The 17,667-nt window shown below is 37.9% G+C and carries 21 protein-coding genes; 17 read left to right on the top strand and 4 right to left on the bottom strand.

Annotated features, from left to right (window positions below):
* Positions 1-56: 56 nt before the first annotated feature.
* The 4 genes from NE848_RS12160 to NE848_RS12145 all read left to right on the top strand — a co-directional run bounded on the left by NE848_RS12160 (position 57) and on the right by NE848_RS12145 (position 2,399).
* Positions 57-434, top strand: a complete 378-nt coding sequence (locus tag NE848_RS12160) for a VOC family protein (protein WP_252113945.1) — start codon at positions 57-59, stop codon at positions 432-434.
* Between the two features lie 6 nt (positions 435-440).
* A complete protein-coding gene (locus tag NE848_RS12155; protein WP_252113943.1) occupies positions 441-809 on the top strand; it encodes a nuclear transport factor 2 family protein in 369 nt (122 codons plus the stop codon).
* A 110-nt stretch (positions 810-919) separates the two neighbouring features.
* Positions 920-1,558, top strand: coding sequence for a DinB family protein (locus NE848_RS12150; RefSeq protein WP_252113940.1), 639 nt, complete (start codon positions 920-922; stop codon positions 1,556-1,558).
* Between the two features lie 220 nt (positions 1,559-1,778).
* Positions 1,779-2,399 (top strand): hypothetical protein, encoded by a 621-nt coding sequence (locus tag NE848_RS12145; RefSeq protein ID WP_252113938.1) that lies wholly within the window; start codon positions 1,779-1,781, stop codon positions 2,397-2,399.
* A 39-nt stretch (positions 2,400-2,438) separates the two neighbouring features.
* Here NE848_RS12145 and NE848_RS12140 read toward each other — a convergent pair whose 3' ends face one another.
* Positions 2,439-2,915: a ferritin-like domain-containing protein gene (locus NE848_RS12140; protein ID WP_252113936.1), complete on the bottom strand. Its 477-nt coding sequence runs from the start codon at positions 2,913-2,915 to the stop codon at positions 2,439-2,441.
* Between the two features lie 220 nt (positions 2,916-3,135).
* Between NE848_RS12140 and NE848_RS12135 the strand changes: the two genes are divergently transcribed.
* From NE848_RS12135 to NE848_RS12115, 5 genes are all read left to right on the top strand, one after another.
* Complete coding sequence (locus NE848_RS12135; protein ID WP_252113934.1) at positions 3,136-3,615, top strand: cupin domain-containing protein; 480 nt, start codon at positions 3,136-3,138, stop codon at positions 3,613-3,615.
* Positions 3,616-3,711: 96 nt separating this feature from the next.
* On the top strand, positions 3,712-4,173 hold the full coding sequence (locus NE848_RS12130; RefSeq protein WP_252113932.1) for a universal stress protein: 462 nt from the start codon (positions 3,712-3,714) through the stop codon (positions 4,171-4,173).
* 115 nt (positions 4,174-4,288) lie between these two features.
* Positions 4,289-4,492, top strand: coding sequence for a dodecin family protein (locus tag NE848_RS12125; protein WP_252113930.1), 204 nt, complete (start codon positions 4,289-4,291; stop codon positions 4,490-4,492).
* A 150-nt stretch (positions 4,493-4,642) separates the two neighbouring features.
* Entirely contained in the window at positions 4,643-4,936 is a 294-nt protein-coding gene (locus tag NE848_RS12120) for a putative quinol monooxygenase (RefSeq protein ID WP_252113928.1), read from the top strand.
* 33 nt (positions 4,937-4,969) lie between these two features.
* A complete protein-coding gene (locus NE848_RS12115) occupies positions 4,970-5,950 on the top strand; it encodes a chemotaxis protein CheB (RefSeq protein ID WP_252113926.1) in 981 nt (326 codons plus the stop codon).
* Positions 5,951-5,986: 36 nt separating this feature from the next.
* On the opposite strand, the gene NE848_RS12110 is transcribed toward NE848_RS12115, so the two are convergent.
* Positions 5,987-6,994, bottom strand: a complete 1,008-nt coding sequence (locus NE848_RS12110; RefSeq protein ID WP_252113924.1) for a zinc-binding alcohol dehydrogenase family protein — start codon at positions 6,992-6,994, stop codon at positions 5,987-5,989.
* 128 nt (positions 6,995-7,122) lie between these two features.
* On the opposite strand from NE848_RS12110, the gene NE848_RS12105 reads away from it, so the two are divergent.
* The 5 genes from NE848_RS12105 to NE848_RS12085 all read left to right on the top strand — a co-directional run bounded on the left by NE848_RS12105 (position 7,123) and on the right by NE848_RS12085 (position 10,524).
* Positions 7,123-7,989: an NAD(P)-dependent oxidoreductase gene (locus tag NE848_RS12105; RefSeq protein ID WP_252113922.1), complete on the top strand. Its 867-nt coding sequence runs from the start codon at positions 7,123-7,125 to the stop codon at positions 7,987-7,989.
* 200 nt (positions 7,990-8,189) lie between these two features.
* The gene (locus NE848_RS12100; protein ID WP_252113920.1) at positions 8,190-8,648 is read left to right on the top strand and encodes a cold-shock protein; all 459 of its coding nucleotides are present in this window, start codon (positions 8,190-8,192) and stop codon (positions 8,646-8,648) included.
* Positions 8,649-9,004: 356 nt separating this feature from the next.
* The gene (locus NE848_RS12095; protein WP_252113918.1) at positions 9,005-9,967 is read left to right on the top strand and encodes a fatty acid desaturase family protein; all 963 of its coding nucleotides are present in this window, start codon (positions 9,005-9,007) and stop codon (positions 9,965-9,967) included.
* 69 nt (positions 9,968-10,036) lie between these two features.
* A complete protein-coding gene (locus NE848_RS12090; protein WP_011709462.1) occupies positions 10,037-10,231 on the top strand; it encodes a cold-shock protein in 195 nt (64 codons plus the stop codon).
* Between the two features lie 98 nt (positions 10,232-10,329).
* Complete coding sequence (locus tag NE848_RS12085) at positions 10,330-10,524, top strand: cold-shock protein (protein WP_252113916.1); 195 nt, start codon at positions 10,330-10,332, stop codon at positions 10,522-10,524.
* 78 nt (positions 10,525-10,602) lie between these two features.
* Here the strand turns inward: NE848_RS12085 and NE848_RS12080 are convergent, their stop codons facing one another.
* Positions 10,603-11,124, bottom strand: coding sequence for a CHRD domain-containing protein (locus NE848_RS12080; protein ID WP_252113914.1), 522 nt, complete (start codon positions 11,122-11,124; stop codon positions 10,603-10,605).
* Positions 11,125-11,534: 410 nt separating this feature from the next.
* On the bottom strand, positions 11,535-12,449 hold the full coding sequence (locus NE848_RS12075) for a cation diffusion facilitator family transporter (protein ID WP_252113912.1): 915 nt from the start codon (positions 12,447-12,449) through the stop codon (positions 11,535-11,537).
* Positions 12,450-12,572: 123 nt separating this feature from the next.
* On the opposite strand from NE848_RS12075, the gene NE848_RS12070 reads away from it, so the two are divergent.
* From NE848_RS12070 to NE848_RS12060, 3 genes are all read left to right on the top strand, one after another.
* Entirely contained in the window at positions 12,573-13,625 is a 1,053-nt protein-coding gene (locus NE848_RS12070) for an AI-2E family transporter (RefSeq protein ID WP_252113910.1), read from the top strand.
* A gap of 216 nt (positions 13,626-13,841) precedes the next feature.
* Positions 13,842-15,944 carry an elongation factor G gene (locus NE848_RS12065; RefSeq protein ID WP_252113908.1) on the top strand — a complete coding sequence of 701 codons (2,103 nt, stop codon included), beginning with the start codon at positions 13,842-13,844 and terminating at the stop codon, positions 15,942-15,944.
* 31 nt (positions 15,945-15,975) lie between these two features.
* Positions 15,976-17,634, top strand: a complete 1,659-nt coding sequence (locus NE848_RS12060; RefSeq protein WP_252113906.1) for a tetratricopeptide repeat protein — start codon at positions 15,976-15,978, stop codon at positions 17,632-17,634.
* Positions 17,635-17,667: the final 33 nt, after the last annotated feature.

Here is a 17,667-nt window from a genome sequence, read left to right as displayed (position 1 = left end):
GAGTATTCCAAAATAATAATGTAAATTTATAAGTCATTTACTTAAAAATCAGTGCTATGCTTGCAAAATGTGAAGCCTTCTCAACATTTTCAACCAACGATTTAAATGAGGCAAAGAAGTTCTATGGGGATTTACTTGGCCTGGAAATCAGCGAGAATAAAATGGGGCTATTGGAACTAGACCTGGTAAACCATTTAGTATTGATCTATCCGAAACCTGACCATGAGCCAGCCAATTTTACAGTCCTGAATTTTAAAGTGAATAATCTTGAGGAACATGTTGATAAACTTACAGCCAAAGGAGTGAAATTTGAGCAATATGATGGCGTTGTAAAAACCGATTTAAAAGGTATTCATAGAAGTGATAAGGGACCATCTATAGCCTGGTTTAAGGATACAGCCGGAAATATTCTTTCGATAATAGAAGAAAATTAAGGAGGTATGGGGAGCAGAAAAGATTTCATAAAAAAGATAAATGAAGCTTTTGCCAGTTGTGATATAGAGTTCATAAGCGGTAGTGTTACCGATGATATTCAATGGAAAATTGTTGGAGATAAGACTATTGCTGGACGTTCAGACTTTGAAAGCGAGCTAGGCCGCATGAAACAGGGTGGCCCAATGGAGATAAAAGTGGTGGAATTCATCAATGAAAAAGAAAAAACGGTTGTGGAAGGTATCGTGGAAATCAAGATAGAACCTGGAAAGTATAAGAGATATGCGTTCTGTGATGTATATATTTTCAAGGATGACAATAGCAATAAAGTAAAAGAATTGAGAACCTATATATCCCAGATAAAAAAGAAGCAGTAATTACTGAACTATCCTGATAAGGCCCCTCAGATATCTAAAGATTTGTTACATATTGAATGTGTACTTGTTTAAAACTAACTGATCAAATAAATTAATTTAAAACATTGATTATGAAAACTTTAATTTCTTTTGTTTGTCTTGTTTTTCTGAGTTCTTTTTATTCTGGAAACAAGTCTGTTCTGTCAGAAACTAAAAGTGCTGACGAAGCCGTAATAAGCTTAGATAAGGATGATATCTTTGAATATCTCGAAGAGACCAAAGAAGGGCTGGAAGAAAGCGTAGAAGGTCTTAGCGATGCTCAAATGCAGTTCAAGCCAGATCCAGAAAGCTGGTCTATAGCCGAAATCGTGGAGCATATTAATATAGTAGAAGGATCTTTAAAATCTATGTTAGAAGCAAAGTTTGTCGAAGACCCAACCCCGGAGCTTAAGGCAGAGGTAAAAATGAGCGATGAACAGATCCTGGGATTTATAACAGACCGAAGTCAGAAAGTAAAGACCCAGTCACAATTTGAGCCAAAAGCCCAGTATACTAGTGCCGATGAAGCTTTAGAAGCTTTCAATGACCAAAGAGAAGACATCGTTGATTTTCTAAAGGATACAGATGTTGATATGAGAAATTATATCACTGAGTTCCCTTTTGGAAAAATTGATGCATATCAAACAGTTCTTTTTATGGCTGGCCATACCGCTCGCCATACCCAGCAAATAGAAGAGATGAAACAAAGCCCGGGTTTCCCTGAGGATTAAGAATTGATAGTTTGAAAAGAAAACCATTTCTCTAAATACTTTCGAGATTTGTTTTTGGATAAAGAAATCACCTTATTGATTTCGAAACTTCCTTGAGACTTAATTTCTATTAATACAAGGGAATTGGCCAATAGCTATGTTGACCAATCTTTATACGTTTTAAAATTTTGGCTGTATTTTTGATGCAATAATCTTAGATAAGTCAGAATAACCCATAATTATGATTCAACGAATCCTATTATTTATATTTCTCTGCGTAGGTCTGGGCATGAACGCTCAGGTAGAGATCCCGCGTACTACTAATACGGGTCCTATAATAAAAGCCGAAGAATCTAACTCAACAGGCTTCCCTATTCTCAAAAAAGAGGAAGTGGAGACCGAAAGCAGATTTTTAAAGGATAAGCCTAAACCTATCGACCTGAGGGAAAACCCAAATGGTTTATTAACGGCCGGGGATGTTATTGAGGAAAAATGGACGAAAGACAAGGAAATAAAGGAAGAATATAAGTTTGATCAAAGTCTTGGGAATGTTGTTACCAAAGGAAAATTCGTAGAGGTATACTGCCGTGACCATGAATATGTTGATGGAGATAAGGTACAGATATTTGTGAACGGAGAACTGGTTGCCAGGAGCGTAACTCTGCATGCAGGTTTTCAACCGGTTCTGGTAACCCTGCAAAACGGTTTTAATAGTATTGAATTCGTTGCTCTTAATCAGGGTAGTTCAGGCCCTAATACAGCCGAATTACGCGTTCTCAGTGAAAAAGGGGAACAACTGGCAAAAAAGGAGTGGAACCTTCTCACGGGAGCGAAGGCCCAATTGATAGTAGTAAAGAATTAAAATGAAATGTCGGTAAAACTACCGGCATTTTTTTGAGTTTTAAAGATCTTCGAGCTTTTTTATTTCAGAGATGGTCTCACGTATCTTATCTCTCTGGTTTTCTAACATAATTTTTATTTTGGGAGAAAGTATATTTTTTGAGATTCTCTCTTCATATTCCTTAAGACTGGCTTTTTCTCCTCGAATACATTCTTCCAGTATAGCTTCATCATCCTTTTTCGCCCATGAGCTTTTAACATCTATCCATAAACGATGTAAAGTACCAAGAGCGCTGCCATTAGAGTTCGATTTTGGATGCTCATTAAGCATGTGGATTTGTTTATCCAGCTCAGTCGCAAAATGATTTCTTTGAGCAGCCTGATTTCTTAAAAAATGTTTTAAGTCAGCATTCTTTGTATGCTCTATAGCTTTTTTATAGCCTTTTTCAGCATCATAATTCTTTTCAAGTAGAACAGTTAGCAATTCTACGAGATTTTTATGACTGGCTTCCCGTGCGGCTTCCCTTGTAGTTTTCATATAGCAGAAATTTATAGGTTACTCCTATAAAGATAACTCAAAAACGATTTATTAATTAGTTGTTTATCAGAAAATAACATGACCAAAATCATATTTTTCATGATTTTTCACGGACTATCTTTATACTGGTTTCTACCCATTTTTAATTAGTTATTTATGAGGTATTTTTTCAACTCACCTTTAGGACTAAAAGATTACTAACTAACTAAAAACAACCAAAATGAAATCATTAAAGATTATTAAAGAATCAGAGAAAGTATTCCTAAGCTTCCTAATACTCCTCTTCATGGTAGCTGCATCCTATGCCCAGGATGGAAAACAGAAGGAAAAATCAACTGTAGTAGATCATAAAGACACTGAACTTAACTGGGGTGGCTGTCCGGATTTTATGCCAAACGGATGTAATATTGCCATTCTGCATGGAGATCCCGCAAGCAACAATGCCGATATTTTATTTAAAGTTCCGGCCAATTCAGATATTCCTTTACACTGGCACAATTCAGCTGAACGCATGATATTAATTTCAGGGGAAATGGAAGTCACTTATGAGGGAGAATCCACTCAAATCCTTAAGGTTGGATCTTATGGCTACGGGCCAGCTAAAAAACCTCATACCGCTAAATGCAAAGATAAAGGACCATGTATCTTGTTCATCGCTTTTGAAAAGCCTGTTGATGCCTTTGCAGGAAATGGCAAATAAGGCCTTTTACATTACTCATGAAAAATATAATAGCCTAAATAGGCTTTAGCTGCATTTTTCTCTAACTTAGAGTAACTAATCAGTAATTCTCAAGTTATGAAAAAGGTGCTTATAGGGATGGATTATAACCCAAACTCTGAAAAAGTCGCACGTAAAGGTTATGAACTGGCTAAAAAGCTGGGAGCAGAGGTCTGCCTTATTCACGTATTGGCCGATGTTAGTTATTATGGCATAAATTACCCCACTTTTATGGGGTACGAAGGCTATAATGAAATGCAGGTAGACCTGAATGTTATTTCAGAGTTAAGGGCGGTAGCCAAGGATTTTATAGAGACTGCGGCCAAACATCTTGATGATCCGGCAGTGACCACTCATATGGCTGAAGGTCCTACTTCTTCGGCTATCCTTGAATATGCGAAGGAATGGGGTGCCGATCTCATTGTAATGGGTACTCACAGCCACTCTGTTCTTGAAAAAGTTCTAATGGGAACAACCGCAAGCAGGGTCCTTGAAAAAACAGAGATACCTGTGTATTTGATTCCAGTTAAGGATGATTAACATTTAATTTTCAGGGCGAATAGCTCTTATAATCTTGTGTTAATCATTTGAGTTACAGCTCATTCTTCTGTAAATTCAATATGCAATAAACATTAACCAGTTAAATTAAATTATTATGGGAGTTATTAAGGTAATAGAAGTACTGGCCACTTCAGACAAAAGCTTTGAGGATGCAGCCAGAAATGCGGTGAAAGAAGCAGCTAAGTCAGTCAAGAACATTAAATCCGTCTACGTTCGAGAGATGAATGGGAAGGTTGAAAACAACGAGATTATATCCTATGGAGTGAATGCGAAGATTTCTTTTGAAGTGGGCAGCTAAGCGCTTCTTAGTAAAAAATATTGGTTTATTAGTTAAAGACCGGCAATTCAATCCCGGTCTTTTTTTGAATTATAATATAGTTTTAACCTTTAAAACTCGAGGTCCCCGGACTTATTCCTTAAATTTAAGGTAATATCAATAAGGTTTATTATGAAAAATTATGGTTTCCTGGTTACAGTAAAAGCGAAATCGGGAAAAGAAAAAGATGTAGAGGCTTTTCTAAGATCGGCTGTAGAGCTTGCAGAAAAAGAGGAGAAAACCATTACCTGGTATAGTTTCAGGATAGATCAGAATACTTTTGGGGTTTTTGACACTTTTGAAGACGAAGAGGGAAGAAGTGAGCATTTAAATGGGGAAATAGCAAAACAGTTAATGGAGAATGCATCCAAGCTGTTATCTGAAGATCCCAAAATAAGAAAGATCGATATTCTCGAATCCAAATAGGATAACTGTGGTATAACTATAAAAAAAGAAGTTTTGGAAGAATTCAGATTGTTTTTAATTGGAGCATCTGCAGGAGGCAGAGCTGCGGTAGAAAAAGTCCTAAGTGATCTTCCGCACGATACGCCAGCTGCTTTTTTAGTAGTGGTACATTCTTCATTTGATATGATATCAAGTTTCAGTTCTCACCTTAACAAAAAGGTAGAAATGGAAGTTCTTGAATCCAGAGAAGATCTGGAAATTCAACCTGGTAAGATATATGTTTGCGTACCCAATCAGCATATGGTAATTAAAAATGGGAAGCTCTCCAATTCAAACGGGCCCAGGGAAAACCTGTTTCGTCCGGCGATCGATGTCTTGTTTAGATCGGGGGCCGTAGTCTACGGGAACAGGTGTGTAGGTATTCTTTTATCAGGAAGATTAAATGATGGGACAGTAGGCCTTGAAGCAATTAAGCGCTGCGGAGGGGAAACCTTGATACAGAATCCAAAAACATCAGAATTTTCGGGGATGCCCCAAACGGCACAAAAATTCGTCGAAATAGACTATACTGCAGATTTGGAGAAGATTGGTGATCAAATAAAAAAAATTATTGAAAAACCTCTGCCAGAAGAAGTCAAGATACCATACAGTCTTAAAAGAGAGGCTGAGATCTCAACTAAAATTAGAAGTCAGGTAAGGACCGAAGAATACCTGGGTGAACAGGTTCCTTTAAGCTGCGCCAGTTGCGGCGGGCCATTATGGAAAATAAAGGATACAGGAATAACAAGATACAGATGTCATGTAGGACATTCTTTCTCTGAAGAATCTCTTTTGCTTGCCCAGAATGAGAACCTGGAAGAAACGCTATGGGTATGCCTGAGAACACTTGAAGAAAAAAAAGTACTTATGCTTAATATGGCAGAGAATTTCCGAGAGAAGGGTTCAGATCATATTGCCCGTTCTTATTCAGATAAAATAGAAGAGGTAGATGAACATATAGATCGGCTTAGACAACTCATGGATATTAAGGACTAATTTTTTTGTTACCCCAGGGATGCAATCATCACCTGATCAAAAAAGGATCACATTTTTTCCTACTGATTTACCAGATTCCTGAAAACGATGGACTTTTCTTAGAGTTTCAGCGCTTAGCCCCTTAAATTTTCTATTGATCGTAGATTTTATTTTCTGATCCTCAATTAGTTTTTTTAATTCCTTAAGTATTTTATGCTGCGCTATCATATCTTCAGTTTGATACATGCTCCTGGTAAACATAAGTTCCCAGTGGAAGCTAACGCTCTTTTGCTTCAATAAATTAAGGTCTACATTTTCGGTGGTATTTACAATGCAACAAATACCACCCTGGGGAGCTATAATTTCACACATTTGTTTCCAGGTACCGGAAGTATCGGCAAAGTTCAGTATATAATCCACATTCTCATAGTTTTTCAGATCATCAACCAGATTATTATGATTGATAATATCATCAGCTCCCATCTTTTCGCACCAGTTTCTTGTCACTTCTCTCGAGGCGGTGGCTATCACTTTTAGTTTAGTAAGGGTTTTTAATAACTGAATGGTTATTGATCCAACACCGCCGGCACCACCAATGATAAGTATATTCTTATCCACTCCACTATTTTCGCGTATCCTCAACCTGTCGAAAATAGATTCCCAGGCGGTAAGAGCGGTTAGGGGAAGAGCCGCAGCCTCTTCCCAGTTTAAATTAACAGGTTTGCGTGCAACTATTCTTTCATCTACAGCCTGGAATTCTGCATAACTTCCCGGCCTGGTAATATCTCCAGAATAATAGACTTCGTCGCCTTTTTTAAACATGCTTACTTTTTTGCCGGTTTCTTCAACGATACCGGCAGCATCCCAGCCTATAATCTTTGGTTCATCTAACTTTGAATCTTTTGTTGCAGATTGTCTTATTTTATAATCTACCGGATTTACCGAAATAGCCTTGACTCTAACCAGGAGATCCCTATCTTCAAATTTTGGGCTTTCTGTTTCAAAATCAAAAAGACTATTTTCATCATCTATGGGAAGTGATTGAGTGAATCCGACTGCTTTCATGATTTTTTCTTTCAAATTAATCTACATCTTTCGGTTTCTGCCCAAAACCTTCATAAATTTTTGCTAAAATCCTTAGCATATTGGAGGCTTAAATACCAGTGATTAAATTTGAAGTAAATATAGCATCTATGAAAATTGGTTTTATTGGTTTAGGCATTACGGGAAGCCGAATGGCTGCCAACCTGTTAAAAGAAGGTCATCAGCTCAAAGTATATAATCGTACAAAGGATAAAGCTGAGTCTTTAATCGAAAAAGGTGCGGAATGGGCAGATTCCCCTTCAGAAGCAGGAAAAGGAGTAGAGGTGCTTTTTACAATGCTTGAAGACCCAAAAGTAGTGGAAGAGCTTGCAACTGGTAATACTGGTTTCCTAAACTCGATGCAAAAGGATTCTTTGTGGATAGACTCCAGTACCGTTAATCCTTCATTTAGTGAACGAATGGCTCGAGAAGCCAGAGATAAAGGCATTCGTTTTATGGATGCTCCGGTTTCAGGCTCCAAGAAACCTGCTGAAGATGCCCAGCTATTGTTTCTGGCAGGAGGGGAGCAGTCAGATTTTGAAGAAGCCAAACCTTTATTTCTAAAAATGGGAAAAGATGCGATCCATATTGGGCCTGCCGGTAAAGGTTCGGCAATGAAGATCATGATCAACCAGCTTTTGGGGCAAAGTATCCTGGCTTTTTCCGAAAGTCTTAATCTTGGTATGGCGATGGGAATAGATAAAAAGACGGGGATGGATATTCTTTTGAAAACACCTGTTACAGCTCCCATTCTGGATTTATTTAGATCCAGGATAGAGAATGATGAATATGAACCAAATTTTCCGCTGAAACATCTTCAGAAAGACCTTCATCTTTTTACAGAAACAGCCTATGAGTTGAACCAGCCAAGCCCGTTAACCAATACTGCTAAAGAGGTTTACGCCCTGGCAAAACATAAAAACATGGCTGATCTCGATTTTACCGCAGTTTTTAAATATCTTCATGAAAAGGAATAATTCACTAACTCTGTGATATAAGTTTTTATTATCGAATCCCTATGCCTATCTTTACCAAAATTTTGGTGCAGGCTAAAAACTAGCCATTGCTCTCTCTGAATAAATCCTTCAAAAGATAATCTTACACATTAAATTTTCTGGTATTCGTTTAGTGGTTCAAAGCATTGAAATTGAAACGAGTATTAATTAAAATTTAGTGAATGGCAAGATCCGGACAAACCCAAAACAAAAGAGAAAAAGAAAAAAAGAAGCTTAAAAAGCGTAAGGAAAAAGAGCAAAAAAGACTCGAGCGCAAAGAGAATTCTAATAAAGGTGCATCTTTCGAAGATATGATCGCCTATGTAGATGCAGATGGAAATCTAACTGATACTCCGCCAGACCCCTCCCAGAAAGTAGAAGTGGAAGCTGAAGATATCGAGATAGCTGTTCCTAAAAAGGAGGATAGGGAAGAGGAAGAAGTAATTACAGATACAGAAGGAAAAGTTTCATTTTTTGATCACTCCAAAGGTTTCGGATTCATTATAGGAAAGCAAACAGGAGAAAAATATTTTGTACATGTAAGCGGGCTCGTTGATGAGATTATGGAAAATGACAAGGTGAGTTTTGAGCTTGAAAGAGGCATGAAGGGGATGAATGCCGTGAATGTAAAGAAAATATAGCCCTCACATTTAGTTGTATAATTTAGAGCGATATAGCCTGGAAAAGTCCTCACAATTGTATTTATTTGAAAATTAATCTATTATTGTGGTGTTTGCTCATTATTAAAGACTACATTTGTCACGTTAAATAGTTTAGTATCTTCACTTAAATAGATCCGTTCAGGATATTCCAAGTTTTGTTCACTTCAGTATTTAGACAGTAAATAATAAATAGTACCAGTATCAATAATCCAAAATTTGCCCAAAAACGGGCCTCCGAATTCTCCAGAACCTTAAGAAGCAGGGTAAACTCCTATTTCAAGACGAATAATATTAGTAAGCATGCCAATGGCAGTATGATCGTGAAAACGGTTCTTATGCTGCTTGTATTCCTTACTCCACTGGTTATCATTAACACAGGGATAATATCAAGCGTCTGGCTGATTTTTGCTTTATACATTATCAGTGGTTTTGGAATGGCAGGTATAGGGATGGGAATCATGCATGATGCTATACATAATTCATATTCCAAAAATCAAAAGGTAAACAAGTACCTTGGATATACTCTAAACCTGATTGGTGCAAATGCCAGTATCTGGAGGATCCAGCATAATGTGCTACATCATACCTTTACTAATATCGAAGAGGCGGATGATGATATAAATCCACCATTCTTTTTAAGGTTCACTCCTCATACCAAGAGGTATGGCATTCATAAATTCCAGCACATCTATTCATGGTTCTTCTATGGACTTTCCACGGTATCATGGGTAACTGCCAAGGATTTTGTTAGAATGGTACGTTTTAGAAAAATGGGATTCTTTAAAGGAGGTACAACCTTCAGTAAGGAATTAATGAAGGTTATCACATGGAAAGCAATTTCCTTTAGCTTTGTACTAATATTACCAATTATTATAGCCCCTGTGGCATGGTGGGTAGTTGTGCTGGCATTCATTTGCATGCATTTTGTAACAGGGCTTATGATTACTACAATATTTCAGTTGGCTCATATAGTACCCACAACAGAATATCCGTTGCCCAATGAAGAAGGAATTGTGGAGGGCGACTGGGCAAGCCATCAGTTGTTTACCACCAGTAATTTTTCACCCAAAAGCCGGTTTTTTTCCTGGTTAATAGGAGGATTGAATTACCAGATCGAACATCATTTATTGCCAAATATCTGCCATGTTCATTACAGGAAGATATCACATATAGTAGCCGAAACCGCTAAAGAATATGGTTTGCCTTACCATAATAAACACAATTTTGTTTCGGCAATCGGGGAACATTTTAAAATGCTACGCAGTTTGGGAAGGATGGATTCTCTTAGAACAGGATAAACTAAAAGATTGGAAGCCATACGATCTATAAAAGTAAATGGCAATTTATAACAATTAATAAGTAGTACAATGCAAGAAGGTAAAGTAAAGTTTTTCAATAATACCAAGGGATTTGGTTTTATTAAAGCTGATGATTCAAACGAAGACATCTTCGTACATTCTAGTGGTCTTATCGATGAAATTCGTGAGGATGACAGAGTGCAGTTCGAGGTGGAGCAGGGCAAAAAAGGCCTAAACGCTGTGAACGTTGAAGTAATTGACTAATATTTAAGGCTTTTTTAAAGTATTAAGTAGTTAAGATTGGATGTCGTACGATCTTTAAAAAAGCACGGCAGTATTTAGTAATTTTAATATGCAATATAATGCAAACAGGTAAAGTAAAGTTTTTTAATAATTCCAAAGGATTTGGTTTTATTAATTCTGAAGAATCAAACGAAGATATCTTTGTACACTCTAGTGGTCTAATAGATGATATTCGTGAAGACGACAAGGTTCAGTTTGAAACTGAACAGGGTAGAAAAGGATTGAACGCTATAAACGTAGAGCTAATTGACTAATTAGTTCTGATCTTTTTAATGAAAAGCCATCCTTTGGGATGGCTTTTTTTGTTTTTATTTTTTTATGGAATGTATAATTTATAACTGGCCTCGTAATTCGCCACCTGGGAATTCTGTGGTATGTACATTTACGTAAATATTTCCCGCTCTAATAGCATCTATCAGGGCCTGGAAATCCCCATCCAGAGCATTTATTACATCATCTTCAGTAATAACACCTTCAGCCAGAACACCATTAAAATCTCCAGATGGTTCTGAAGGACCATACAGCCATACGACAAAACCTCCATTAGTTCCTGCAGGGGCCATATGGAAGTGAGCCATTAATACATCGTCAATATTGGCTACAATAAGTTTGTATTCAAGATAGGTCTCATCCTTGCTTATTTTCACGATTGCCTGACCTGTAGCCTTGCTATCATTCGAAGGAACCTCATTGTCTCCTTTTAAACTAGTAGTAAAATTGAACTGAACTGCAGCTTTAGCCGAAGCATCCACCTCCTGGATCTGATCTTGTGGAAGTTCCGTGTCGGTAGAACATCCCATTATGCTTAAGATGAATACCAATAGAATAAATTTAGTAATGTTAGAAAATCTCATATCAAAATAATTTAGTTAAACAAAAGTGTTTTGCATTGCGTAGGGTATTAGTGAGATGGTAGAAACAAACAGGTAGAAGTTCTAAACAAGTCATTTAACTTACAATAGGTGCAATCCATTAAATATGTGCGAATTGCTCAAAGATTAAAGAGCCTATTATAAAATTTAAAACAATTATACTTCAGGTGATTACCTTACTTTAGAATCCTGAAAAACTTAATCTTTCCGTAATGATATTTGAGGAGAAAAATACGAACTCAGGACTTAATAAAAACCTGGAATATTATTATCGGGTAGGAGTGTTCAGTGGGAATGGAATCAATGAAAAGAGGGAGATCCCTGAAACGGATTGATTCATAGTAATCTTATTTGAGAGTTTCTGATTGCTAAAGACACTTTGGTCAATCTTTCTATAATTCATTGGTAGTTTGAATATAAACCTCTTTGATTGTAGGTTTTTTTTCCCTGATTTCATTCCTAAGGTCATCAACTATTTTTTCAGCCTCCAGTAATTCAAGATCATCCAAAAGATCAACTTCAACAATAAGGAGGATCTTGTCAGGACCAAAGTGCATGGTTTGCGGCAGATTGGAAGCTTTTATATATTTATTGGAACTAATAATCTTGTCTACGTCTTCAATAACTTCAGGGTGCGCGCTTTCACCAAGAAGAAGGCCTTTACTTTCGCTGGCAAGAAAAGTTGCAACTGTAAGTAGAATAGCTCCAATTACTATTGAAGCTGCCCCGTCCAGGTAAGGATTTTCCATCAGCTGAGAAAAGAAGACGCCAAAAAGGGCCACGGTTAAACCTATGACTGCTGCGGCATCTTCGATTATAACAGCAAAGGTCGCAGCATCTTTACTTCGGGCTATATTCTTTATTAGATTTTTTGATTGGTGTGCCCTTGATTTATTAAAGGTTTTTAAAGCGAGGTAAAGAGCTATTCCTTCAAATACGATTGCTGCTCCTAATACTACATAATTCCAGGTAGGATCTTCTATTACATGAGGATCCTGTATTGCATGAATACCTTCATAAATAGCGAATCCGCCTCCCAGTGCGAAAATAAGAATGCTTACCACGAAACTCCAGAAGTACACCTCCTTACCATATCCAAAAGGGTGAAGTTTATCGGGTTTTTGTTTTGATCTTTTTATTCCAAGAAGCAAAAGCAAACCATTGCCTGTATCTACAAGAGAATGTATGCCTTCGGCGAGCATTGCCGAGCTGCCAGTGAAGAATGAAGCAATAAATTTACTAACTGCAATAAGAAAATTAGCGCCTATCGCGCCATAGATAGCTATATTAGAACCTCCTGCTGCCATAAATGTGGTTTTGGTCCGAAATTACGATTATCTGTAAAAATTAGAGAGGCTTTTTGATTTCTTTAATATAGAAGAGCTCAAACATTTCCGATATTAGAGCAAAATCAACCTATAACCAACAATATGAATCGTAAAAGTAGATTGCTTTTCATTATTACCGCAGTAGTCCTTTCAACATTTTTCCTTTTCTGGGGTTTGTCTAAAGCAAAAGGATTTTTCGCGCCATTAATGATGGGGATCATACTTAGCCTTATAGTTTTGCCTTTAGCGAAAAGGATGGAAAGAAAGATGAAACGTTCGGTCGCGGCACTTCTCAATAGCATAATGCTTTTTTTACTGTCAATGGGGCTTATGGCCATAATTTCTTTTCAGCTAAGAAGTCTTGCCGAGGATTGGCCAAGAATTAAGGAGGTTATGAAACCAAAGATAGAACAGCTTGAGAATTTTGCACTGAAACATACCCCTCTAAGCAGAGAAGATGTAAAAGAAGCTAAAAATGGCTCGGCCGTCCAAGACAAAATGACGTCTGGCGAGAGGATCGCCGATTTTATGAATAAAGTTACCAGTTTTGTAGCAAACTACTTTCTCACATTTATATATGTCTTCTTTTTATTGAATTACAGGCATATTTTCAAAGATTTTTTACTAAATGTATTCCCAGACCGGAAAAAAGAAACGGTAAAGACGATCATCACCGAATCGGCCAGGGTCGCCCCCCAATACCTTATAGGAAGACTTATACTGATAGTATTACTTGTGGTATTATATTCAGTGGGGTTAGGTATCTCGGGAGTAAGTAATTTTATTCTTGTAAGCGTTATTGCAGCTTTACTTACTCTAATACCATATGTGGGAAATATAATCGCTTTTTTGATGGCAGTTGTATTTGGTTTTGTTGCCACCGGAGATACTTTTACCCTGGTGGGCATCGCACTTACTTTTACGATAGCCCAGTTCGTTGAAAGTTATGTTTTAGAACCTTATGTGGTAGGGGACCGGGTAGATGTTCATCCTTTCTTTGTAATACTTGCAGTGATACTTGGTAATATGGTTTGGGGAGTTATTGGAATGATTCTCGCCATTCCTGTTATGGGGATACTCACCGTAGTTTTACTCAATATCAAAGAATTACGACCTTTTGGAATCCTTATGAGTAAAAAAGAATTTTCAGAATAATATTTTATAGAAGTCCATCAGGAATCCTTAAACTCGAAATCATATAAAAATATGTATCCGGGTTTTGTTTTCGGGCATTTTTGACTGCATATTTTAAAGTATTCCTTATCTTTAATAGTGCAAATCCTGTGCTTATGGAACTTCCCAGATCTCATACTACACTTTTCAGGAAGTTGCAAAATCCACCTATTCACTCATTTTCAAAAATCTCAAACGATGAAAATTTATGATGATAAACACATCAAGAATGTAGTCTTTGTGGGAGCCCATAATAGCGGAAAGACTACCCTGGCGGAAACCATGTTGTTCGAAGCCGGACTCATTAACAGGCGGGGCACCGTAGAATCCAGAAATACCGTGGCAGATTATCACGAAGTGGAACACGAAAAAGGGAATTCGATCTTCGCCACACCTCTTCATACCGAATGGAGGAATTACAAGATCAATATCATTGATACCCCGGGACTGGATGACTTCATAGGCGAAGTCATTTCTTCTATAAGGGTGGCCGATAGTGTGGTTACAGTCCTTAATGCCCAGCAGGGAGTAGAAGTAGGTACCGAGATCATCTGGAACTATATTGACAGGTACCGTAAGCCTACCTTGTTTGTGATCAATCAGATAGACCATCCGGCAGCGAAATTTGAAGATAGCTTTAAGACCATTAAGAACCTGGTAGGCAATAATGCCGTAAAAGTACAGTATCCTTTAATGCTTGATGGTTCCCAGTGTATTGTGGATGTTCTTAAAATGAAGATGTATAAATTTCTACCTGAAGGCGGAAAACCTGAAAAACTTGAGATCCCCGAGGACCAAAAGGACACCGTTGACTATCTTCATAATGAACTGGTGGAAAAAGCAGCAGAAAACGATGAAGAACTTATGGAATTATTCTTTGAGAAAGGCAGCCTGAATGAAGATGAGATGAGAAAGGGGATAAAAGCGGGGATGTTGAATCATGAGCTATTTCCGGTCTTCTGTATGTCAGCACTCAATGATATGGGCAGCGGCAGGTTAATGGGCTTTATTGATAATGTGGCTCCTGCAGCAGCCGATCTGGAGCCGGAACAAAGTACCGAAGGAGAAGATATCCTTCCGGAAAAGAAAGCACCAACCGTGCTTTTTATATTTAAGACCGTACACCAGCCAAATCTTGGACAGCTTACTTTTTTCAAAGTGAAAAGCGGGGAATTGAGTGTAAACGATAAGTTGGTGAATTCCAGGAATGGTGAAACCGAAACTTTAAACCAGCTTTTTATCATGGATGGTAAGGATAGAAAACCTGTGAACAAGCTTACGGTGGGTGATATTGGTGCTACCCTGAAATTAAAATTCACCGAAACAAATGATACTTTGGCAAAAGCCGGTAAAGAAGTATCTATCAAACCTATACAATACCCTCAGCCAAGGTACAGCAAGGCGATTTCAGCGGTGAATAATAAAGATGAAGAAAAGCTTAGTGAAGCTTTGAAGAAGATACATAGCCAGGATCCCACCGTGGTGGTTTCATATTCTAAAGAAGGGAAACAACTTATAATTGCCTGCCAGGGAGAGCTTCATATGGCTATTGTTGAATGGATGCTCAATAATATCTACGGAATCGAGGTGAACTTTGAAAAACCAAAGATTGCATTCAGAGAGACTATTCAGCGCTCTTCTACGGCCAATTACCGACATAAGAAACAATCGGGCGGGGCAGGGCAGTTCGCCCAGGTGCATATGAAAATAGAACCCTGGTTTGAAGGAATAGATGAACCTGAGGGTTTCAATATTCGAGGAAAGGATGAAATAGACCTGCCGTGGGGTGGAAAACTGGTCTTTTATAACTGTATTGTTGGGGGAGCCATAGACCAGCGTTATTTACCTTCCATTATGAAAGGAATTCTAGAGGTCATGGAGGAAGGGCCACTTACCGGTTCTTATATTAGAGACGTGAGGGTAATGGTCTATGACGGTAAGATGCACTCTGTAGATTCTAATGATATCTCGTTCAAGATCGCCGGTGCCCATGCATTTAGAGAGGCATTTCTGAATGCCAATCCTAAACTACTGGAGCCTACCCTAGAGCTTACGGTAAAGGTCCCGGAAGAAATGGTGGGAAATGTAATGACCGATCTGCAATCCAGAAGATCCATCATACAGGGAGTAGATAGTAACGATAATTACCAGATCCTTAAATGTATTGCTCCAGAGGCTGAATTGTATGGCTATTCAACTGATCTTAGATCCCTTACCCAGGGAAGGGCAACTTTTAATTCTGTATTTTCATCTTATCAGCCAGTACCCGGAAATATCCAGAAGGAACTTGTAAACCAATAGAATTATGTTTATTGAAAACAATTGAGAAAGTATGATAAAAAAACTTTTTATTACGATCTGTCTTCTGTTTCAGCAACCTTTTCTTCAGTCACAGAATCTGGCTTCCACGGAAGAATGGCAGGAAGATATTAAATTTCTTCAGAGAACCATTCATAGAGACTATCCATTCCTTTTTAAAAAGACAACTAGTGAAGAATTTGATGCCAAGATTGATGAACTCTACAGTAAAATTCCAAATATGCTGGAACATGAGGTGATCGCCGGTTTCGCAAGAATTATTGCTTCTTTTGGATATGGCCATACCGAATTGGGATGGCGGGGTGATATAGTTGGGTTTCATCGTTTGCCGGTAACTTTTTATCAGTTTAGCGATGGGGTGTTTGTAAGGGAAGTCAGTAACGAATACAAAAATATACTTGGGGCCAGGCTCATAGCCGTGGAAGGGATTCCTATCGATAAAGTAATCATGGCCATATATCCCGTAGTTCCGGCCGAAAACGAACAATACTTTAAAGCCTACGGTCTCAATTTTATAACGGTACCTGAAATTCTGCATGCCCAGGGTGTTATGGCTGATTTTTCAAATACGGTTAGTTTTACTTTTGAAAAGGACGGAAAGCAGTTTCAACAAAAGATCTCGTCCCTTCCCAAAGGGGAAAAGATAGAACGAAATTATGGATTTAGTGCAGAGAGCGAAAACTGGCTTAATACGAGGGAAAAAGGGGAGAATCCATTATTTCTGAAACATCTGGAGGATAAGATATATTATTACGAATATCTGCCAGAGGAGAAAACTGTTTATATAAGACATAGTCAGATACAGGATGATCCTTCTGAATCTATCCCGGAATTCTACGATAAAGTATTCAATTTTATCGAAGAAAATGAGGTAGAGAAGTTGATCCTTGATGTGAGATTAAATGGAGGTGGTAATAATTATAAGAACAAACCTATCGTAACCGGAATCATAAAAAGCGATAAGATCAACCGGCCCGGACATTTTTTTGTGATCCTGGGAAGACGAACTTTTTCTGCATGCCAGAACCTGGTTAATGAACTTGATAATTACACCAATGCTATCTTTATAGGGGAGCCAACGGCCGAGAATATTAATTTCTATGGAGATACCAAAAGGCTGGATCTGCCAAACTCGGGTATTCCTGTTTACCTGTCATTCGCATGGTGGCAGGATAAACCACAATGGGAGAATGATGAATGGCTGGAACCACATATTCCGGTGGAAATGAGTTTTGAAGATTACAGAACCAACAGAGATCCCGTATTGGAAACTGCCCTGAATTTTTCAGATACTACTTTCGTACGTGACCCTATGGGATATCTTACTACGCTCTTTTTTGAAGGAAAGATTGAAAAAGTGATGACAGAGGCCGCAAGAATGGTAAATGATCCGAATTACGCTTTCTTTAAGTTTGAAGAACAGTTCAATAATACCGCTTACCGGTTACTGGCGAGTGAAAGAGTAGAGGAAGCCATCTATGTTTTCCAAATGAATACGGAACTATTTCCCGAATCAGCCAATGCCTGGAACAGTCTGGCAGAGGCCTATCTAAAAGCGGGAAATAAAGAAAAAGCCATGAAGTTTTATAAGAAATCTGTTCAATTGGATCCTGAAGGAAATACCGGGGATCATGCAAAAAATATGCTGAAGAAAATAAAAACTGAAAACTAAGTTTAATATTATTTGATCTTTTTGCCTGAGCTA

It is taken from the genome of Gramella jeungdoensis (genome assembly GCF_023805255.1).
GTDB classification, from domain to species: Bacteria; Bacteroidota; Bacteroidia; order Flavobacteriales; family Flavobacteriaceae; genus Christiangramia; species Christiangramia jeungdoensis.
Note: the sequence above shows the minus strand (reverse complement) of the source record. Positions and strands in the feature narration are given on the sequence as shown.

What these genes read in the sequence shown, in the direction of transcription:
- NE848_RS12160 (WP_252113945.1), top strand. Translation starts at nt 57, where the DNA reads ATGCTTGCAAAATGTGAAGCCTTCTCAACATTTTCAACCAACGATTTA.
- NE848_RS12155 (WP_252113943.1), top strand. Translation starts at nt 441, where the DNA reads ATGGGGAGCAGAAAAGATTTCATAAAAAAGATAAATGAAGCTTTTGCC.
- NE848_RS12150 (WP_252113940.1), top strand. Translation starts at nt 920, where the DNA reads ATGAAAACTTTAATTTCTTTTGTTTGTCTTGTTTTTCTGAGTTCTTTT.
- NE848_RS12145 (WP_252113938.1), top strand. Translation starts at nt 1,779, where the DNA reads ATGATTCAACGAATCCTATTATTTATATTTCTCTGCGTAGGTCTGGGC.
- NE848_RS12140 (WP_252113936.1), bottom strand. Translation starts at nt 2,915, where the DNA reads ATGAAAACTACAAGGGAAGCCGCACGGGAAGCCAGTCATAAAAATCTC.
- NE848_RS12135 (WP_252113934.1), top strand. Translation starts at nt 3,136, where the DNA reads ATGAAATCATTAAAGATTATTAAAGAATCAGAGAAAGTATTCCTAAGC.
- NE848_RS12130 (WP_252113932.1), top strand. Translation starts at nt 3,712, where the DNA reads ATGAAAAAGGTGCTTATAGGGATGGATTATAACCCAAACTCTGAAAAA.
- NE848_RS12125 (WP_252113930.1), top strand. Translation starts at nt 4,289, where the DNA reads ATGGGAGTTATTAAGGTAATAGAAGTACTGGCCACTTCAGACAAAAGC.
- NE848_RS12120 (WP_252113928.1), top strand. Translation starts at nt 4,643, where the DNA reads ATGAAAAATTATGGTTTCCTGGTTACAGTAAAAGCGAAATCGGGAAAA.
- NE848_RS12110 (WP_252113924.1), bottom strand. Translation starts at nt 6,994, where the DNA reads ATGAAAGCAGTCGGATTCACTCAATCACTTCCCATAGATGATGAAAAT.
- NE848_RS12105 (WP_252113922.1), top strand. Translation starts at nt 7,123, where the DNA reads ATGAAAATTGGTTTTATTGGTTTAGGCATTACGGGAAGCCGAATGGCT.
- NE848_RS12100 (WP_252113920.1), top strand. Translation starts at nt 8,190, where the DNA reads ATGGCAAGATCCGGACAAACCCAAAACAAAAGAGAAAAAGAAAAAAAG.
- NE848_RS12095 (WP_252113918.1), top strand. Translation starts at nt 9,005, where the DNA reads ATGCTGCTTGTATTCCTTACTCCACTGGTTATCATTAACACAGGGATA.
- NE848_RS12090 (WP_011709462.1), top strand. Translation starts at nt 10,037, where the DNA reads ATGCAAGAAGGTAAAGTAAAGTTTTTCAATAATACCAAGGGATTTGGT.
- NE848_RS12085 (WP_252113916.1), top strand. Translation starts at nt 10,330, where the DNA reads ATGCAAACAGGTAAAGTAAAGTTTTTTAATAATTCCAAAGGATTTGGT.
- NE848_RS12080 (WP_252113914.1), bottom strand. Translation starts at nt 11,124, where the DNA reads ATGAGATTTTCTAACATTACTAAATTTATTCTATTGGTATTCATCTTA.
- NE848_RS12075 (WP_252113912.1), bottom strand. Translation starts at nt 12,449, where the DNA reads ATGGCAGCAGGAGGTTCTAATATAGCTATCTATGGCGCGATAGGCGCT.
- NE848_RS12070 (WP_252113910.1), top strand. Translation starts at nt 12,573, where the DNA reads ATGAATCGTAAAAGTAGATTGCTTTTCATTATTACCGCAGTAGTCCTT.
- NE848_RS12065 (WP_252113908.1), top strand. Translation starts at nt 13,842, where the DNA reads ATGAAAATTTATGATGATAAACACATCAAGAATGTAGTCTTTGTGGGA.
- NE848_RS12060 (WP_252113906.1), top strand. Translation starts at nt 15,976, where the DNA reads ATGATAAAAAAACTTTTTATTACGATCTGTCTTCTGTTTCAGCAACCT.